Origin of the sequence: uncultured Pseudacidovorax sp., from assembly GCF_913773995.1 — a bacterium.
GTDB lineage: Bacteria > Pseudomonadota > Gammaproteobacteria > Burkholderiales > Burkholderiaceae_C > Xenophilus.
In genome coordinates this window covers 1-5,323 of record NZ_CAJYES010000258.1, presented here as the reverse complement: position 1 = coordinate 5,323, position 5,323 = coordinate 1, and the positions used below count along the sequence as shown (strand labels likewise).

4 protein-coding genes are annotated in these 5,323 nt (G+C 72.9%); 1 reads left to right on the top strand and 3 read right to left on the bottom strand.

Features of this window, described 5'->3' with window-relative positions; translation table 11 throughout:
* On the top strand, positions 1-697 hold a 697-nt coding region (locus tag QZ772_RS25125), incomplete at its 5' end, for a sigma 54-interacting transcriptional regulator (RefSeq protein ID WP_295532548.1).
* A gap of 40 nt (positions 698-737) precedes the next feature.
* On the opposite strand, the gene QZ772_RS25120 is transcribed toward QZ772_RS25125, so the two are convergent.
* The 3 genes from QZ772_RS25120 to QZ772_RS25110 all read right to left on the bottom strand — a co-directional run bounded on the left by QZ772_RS25120 (position 738) and on the right by QZ772_RS25110 (position 5,283).
* Positions 738-1,907: a diguanylate cyclase gene (locus tag QZ772_RS25120; protein WP_295532546.1), complete on the bottom strand. Its 1,170-nt coding sequence runs from the start codon at positions 1,905-1,907 to the stop codon at positions 738-740.
* A gap of 28 nt (positions 1,908-1,935) precedes the next feature.
* On the bottom strand, positions 1,936-3,768 hold the full coding sequence (locus QZ772_RS25115) for a TolC family protein (RefSeq protein WP_295532544.1): 1,833 nt from the start codon (positions 3,766-3,768) through the stop codon (positions 1,936-1,938).
* A 201-nt stretch (positions 3,769-3,969) separates the two neighbouring features.
* Positions 3,970-5,283, bottom strand: a complete 1,314-nt coding sequence (locus QZ772_RS25110; RefSeq protein ID WP_295532542.1) for an HlyD family type I secretion periplasmic adaptor subunit — start codon at positions 5,281-5,283, stop codon at positions 3,970-3,972.
* Positions 5,284-5,323: the final 40 nt, after the last annotated feature.

The window sequence follows — 5,323 nt, the reverse complement described above, 5'->3', positions numbered from 1 at the left end:
CGGCGGCACGCTGTTCCTGGACGAGATCGGCGACCTGCCGCGCTACCAGCAGGTCAAGCTGCTGCGGGTGCTGGAGGACGGCGCCGTGACCCGGCTGGGCTCGGCCACGCCGATGCGGGTGGACTTCCGCCTGGTGGCGGCCACCAACCGCAACCTGCGCGAGATGGTGGCCGCAGGCGAATTCCGCGCCGACCTGTTCTACCGCCTGGCGGTGATCGAGTTGCGCATCCCCAGCCTGGAGGAGCGCGGCGAGGCCGACAAGATCGCCCTCTTCAAGGCCGTGCTGACCGGCGTGCTGGGCGATGCGCTGCTGCAGGAGCTGGGCGAGCCGCCGCACTGGCTGACCGACGCCATCGCCTCGGCCACCTTCCCGGGCAACGTGCGGCAGCTGCGCAACCTGGCCGAGCGGGTGGGCGTGATCGCGCGGCAGACGAAAAGCTGGGAGCCCACGCTGATCCAGCGTGCCCTGGCGCTGGCCCGTCCGGTGGAGGTGCCCTCCGCCGCCCCGCTGGAGCGCCGCGGCTGGAACGCCACCGAACGCAACCGCATCATCGCGGCGCTCGAAGTGAACGACTGGCGCCGTCAGGATGCCGCCCAGCACCTGGGCATCAGCCGCAAGGTGCTGTGGGAGAAGATGCGCAAGTACCAGATCATGGACGGCGAGCCGGGCGTGCCGGAGGCGCCGGAGTCGTCATGAGCGCCCGCCCGGCACGCCCCGTTGGAACGCCCGTGCGGCCTCAGACAGCCCCGACCGCCGGCGCGGCCTCGACCCGGTTGCGCCCGCGGTCCTTGGCCAGGTACAGCGCCTGGTCGGCCTCGCGCAGCAGGTCTTCGATGCTGCCGCCCTCGCGCGGATGCCGGCAGGCCACACCCACGCTGACCGTCACGCCCGCGGGCAGGGCCCAGCCCGCATCGCGCGAGGCATCGATCACGCCCTGCCGCACGCGCTCGGCGACCTGCACCGCGTCGCGCAATTCGGTGGCCGGCAGCACGATGGCGAATTCCTCGCCGCCCGGGCGCGCAGCCTGGTCCTGGTCGCTGCGGCAGGCATGGGCCAGCGCCGAGGCCACGGCCTGCAGACAGCGGTCGCCCGCGCCATGGCCATGGGCGTCGTTGTAGAGCTTGAAGCGGTCCACATCGGCGGACAGCAGGGACACCGGCAGGTCCTCCTGCGCCGCACGCGCCCACACGACGTTCAGCCACTCCATGTAGCTGCGGCGGTTGGCCAGCCCCGTCAGCGGGTCCGCCCGGCTGAGCAGCTCCAGCTCGAAGTTGGCCTGCTCCAGGGCATGGCTGCGGGCCGCCAGGTCCTGGGCCAGGCGCTCGTTGTCCAGCGAGACGCGCAAGGCCTGCACGTAGATGCCGGCCATGCGCCGCGCCAGCAACAGCTGGGCCAGGCTGAGCACCACCGACGCCGTGGCCAGCACCGACGCGAAGCCCGGCCGCGCGATCAGCACGGCCACCGCCATCGAGCCGAGGATGGGCACCTGGAAGGCGGCATGCGTCTGCCAGTAGGCCATGTTGGTCATGGTCATCGCCACCGCGCCCAGCGCCGTGCCGACCACCACGGGCACTTCGTCCGCATCGCCATGCACCAGCATCCAGGCCAGCCCGATGCCCCAGGCCAGGCCGGTGAAGGCCATGAGCACGATGGAGATCCAGACCCAGCCCGTGCCGGGCACGGCCTCGCTGCCATACCGGCGATAGGCCCAGCGCAGGGCCAGCCGGGCAAAGATGGGGGTGCACGAAGCGACCAGCCAGCCGAGCACCAGCGCGTGCCGGTCGGGCCGCCAGAACACCAGGGCCAGCATGATCGCGCCCGCCAGCCCCATGAAACCGGAGATGGGCACGGTGTCGTAGAGCGCCTCGACGCGGCGGCGCCGGAGGGTCGTGTCAGCGTCGTTCAATGCAGGGGCGAGAAGAGGATCGAGCCCCTCACTGTAGTCGGGAGGCGGCCCTGAGCGCCATGCGCTGGGGCATGGCCTGCACCGGAAGTGCGGGCCCGCCCAGGGAGACCTCGGCCGCCGGCGGGACCGGCGGGCGCTGAACCACCGCGCGCGCCGGCGCCGGCACCTTCGCAGGTGCGGCGGGGGCGCCCTGCTGCGTCATGCCCAGGCCGTCCGGCCCCAGCAGCGAGCGGGCCGGCGCACCCACGATCTCGTCCACCCAGGGGCTGACGCCATCGGGCTCCACGCGCAACTCGCCGGTGGCGCGCGCCAGGCGGAACTCGGTGACGCGCAGGTCGAACACCGCATCGATGTAGTCCAGCAGCAGGTTGTTGTGCTCCAGCTGGGCGTCGAGCACATTGGGCAGCGTCTCGCGGCCGAACTCCAGCAGCCGGCTGCGGCCGCGGAAGGCCTCGCCCGACTCGGCGACGGCCTCGCGCAGTTGCTGTTCGCGCTCCCGGCCGCTGGCGGTTCGCCCCCAGGCCGAGGCGGTGAGCTCCAGCAGGTTGCGGCGCACGCCGTCGAGCTTGGCCTCCTGGTTCTGCACCTCGGCCAGGGCCGACTTGACGCGCAGCTGCCGATCGAAGCCGCTGCCGAAATTCCAGTTGAGCTCCAGCGCGGCGCGCGAAGGTTCGGACGTGGTCACGCCGCGCGGGTCCTGGGTCTTGACGACCACCGCCTCCACGGTCGGCCAGATGCTGGCCTCCTGCTGCTCGACCAGCTCGCGGGCGCGGGCCACGCGCTCCTGCGCCTCGGTCAGCTCGGTGCTGCGCGCCTCGGCGCGGGCGATGGCCTCCTGCTGCGAGGCGATCTGCCAGGACGGCGGCGTGCGCAGCAGCGGCAGGCGGGCCGGATCGGGCACGAAGCGGAAGTAGCTGTCGAACTTGGCGATGGCCTCGGCCAGCTGCGCGTCGAAGTCGGCCTCGCGCGCGGCGATGCCTGCACGCCGCGCGCCGGCCATGCGCAGGGCGCTTTCGCCGGCGCCGCCCAGGGCGACGCGGCGCTCCTCGCTCCTGGCCAGGTCTTGCACGATGCGGGTGGAGCGGCGCGCGATCTCGCGCTTGAGGTCGAAGCGCTGCACCTGCATGTAGGCCGTCAATGCGTCGAGCACCACCTTCTGCGAGGTGGTCTTGACGGCTTCGCTCTGGGCGCGGCTGCCGGCCTCAGCGGCGCGCTCGCGGGCGCTCATGGCGCCGCCGTCGATCAGGCTCATGCGGGCCTCGGCGGTCAGCAGGGTGTAGTTCTCGCTGGAGGCGCCGTCGCGCCCGCTGTTGTAGGTTCCGCTCGCCGTGCCGACCTTGAAGCGCGGGTAGCGCGCCTTCTTGGCCGCCTCGACCTCGAAGCCGCTGCTGGCGGCGGCCGCATCGGCGGCCAGCACTTCGGGATGCTCCAGCGCCAGGGTGCGCAGCGACTGCTTGAAGCGCTGGGTCTGGCCGGTGATGACGAGGCCGGGCGCGCCAGCCGCGGCGCCTGCAGCGGCCGGCGCGGCCGATGGCGTGGAAGCGGGCGTCACGGGCAGCGAGACGGGCGCGGGCGCTGCTGCAGCGGGCGCTGCGGAGGGCATGGGTGTGGTCGCGCCACGCAGCGACGCTGGCGCCACCGCCGCGATGCGTTCATCGACCGGCATCGGCGCGGGCGCCTCCGGCATCGACAGCCGCGTCGCCGTCAGCAGCCGCATGCCGTTCTCGTCGTACACGGCCACGGGCACGCCTTGGCGGCGGATCTGCACCTGGGTGGCGGCGGGCAGGCAGGCGAGCGCGCAGGCCAGGGCGATGGCGGCGCGCGCCGGAGAGCGCAGCGGCCAGGCGGCGAGGCACTTCATGCGACGCCCTCCTGGCCCCGCATGGGCTCCCTCCCCCTCTGGGGGAGGGTTGGGGTGGGGGCCTGCGGCGCTGGAAAGTGGTGGGGGGCGCTGACCCCCATCCCTGCCTTCCCCCAGAGGGGGAAGGGGCAAGAATGCCATGCGACGCGCATTGCGCTCATCGGACCGACCGGCGCCACGGCGGCTTCTTCCTGCATCCGCTCAAGGTTCACGGAAGGCCTCCCGCTGCAGCTTCAGCACCGGCCGCAGGATGTACCAGATGAAGGGATCGGTGCCCACGATCAGGTCCACCTCGGCCTCCATGCCGGGCGTGATGCGGTTCTCGGGCCGACCCACATGCGAGGCGCTGGTGCTCACCTGCAACCGGTAGTAGGGCGGCGCGGTGGGCAGCGTGGCGTCGCGGTCGGCGTCGGCGGCCACCAGATCGACGCGGCCGTCGACCGTGCCGTAGCGCAGGAAGTCGTAGGCCGTGATCTTCACGCGGGCCTTCTGGCCGGCATGCACGAAGCCGCGGTCGTTGGGGCTCAGGCGCGCCTCGACCATCACCTGCGCGTCGTCGGGCACCACGTCCAGGATGGCCTCGCCGGGCTTGATGACCCAGCCGGGGCTGCCGCTGCGCAGGCCCTTGACGATGCCCTCGCCCGGCGCCGTGACCACCGTGCGCGAGCGCTGGTTGCGGGCGCGCTGCAGGTCCTCGTTGAGGCTGGCCAGCTGACGCTCCACGGTCGACAGTTCGTCCGACGCGCGGCGGCGGAAGCTGCCCTCGGCCTCGGCCAGCTTGGCCTGCGCCTCGCCGATGGCGGCGCTGGCCGAGACCACGCCCTGCCGTGCCACCGCCAGCTCGGCGCCAGCCACCTCAGCCTCGCGGCGCTTGTCCAGCACCTCCAGCTGGCCGATCAGCTTCTCGGCAGCCAGCTGCTCGGAGATCTCCAGCTCCTTGCGCGCCAGGGCCACGCGCTGCGTGAGGCCAGCCACCTTGGCCTGCTGCTCCATCTGCTTGCTGCGCGCGGCCTCCAGCGCCGCCTGGGCGCCGGCAGCGATGCCGCGCTGCTCCAACGAGCGGGCCTGGTAGGCGCCCAGCTCGCCACGCACCACGTCGGCGTCCATGGCGGGCGGAAAGCTCTCGCGCCGCAATGGCTCGCCACGGCTCTCGGCCGTCAGGCGCAGACGCGCCGCCTGCGTGGCGGCCTGACGGGCGCTCAGCTCTTCCAGGTTGAGGCCGCTGCCGCCCAGGTCGATCTCCACCAGCGGCTGGCCGGCCTTGACGCGCTCGCCCTCGCGCACGAGCACGGCGCGCACGATGCCGCCTTCCAAATGCTGGATCGACTTCACGCGGTCGGACGGGATCACCTTGCCGTTGGCGACCACGACGGTCTCCATGGGAAAGGCCAGCGCGACCACGGCCAGCACGCCGATGGCGCCGCCGATGAGCCAGCGTCGACGACGGCCCGGGCCGTCCGGCATCGGCGCGCGGTGCTCGGCACGCAGCAGGACCTGGGGCAGGTCGTTCTTCATGCGGCCACCTGCTGAAGGTCGGCGCGCTGGCTGCCGAAGA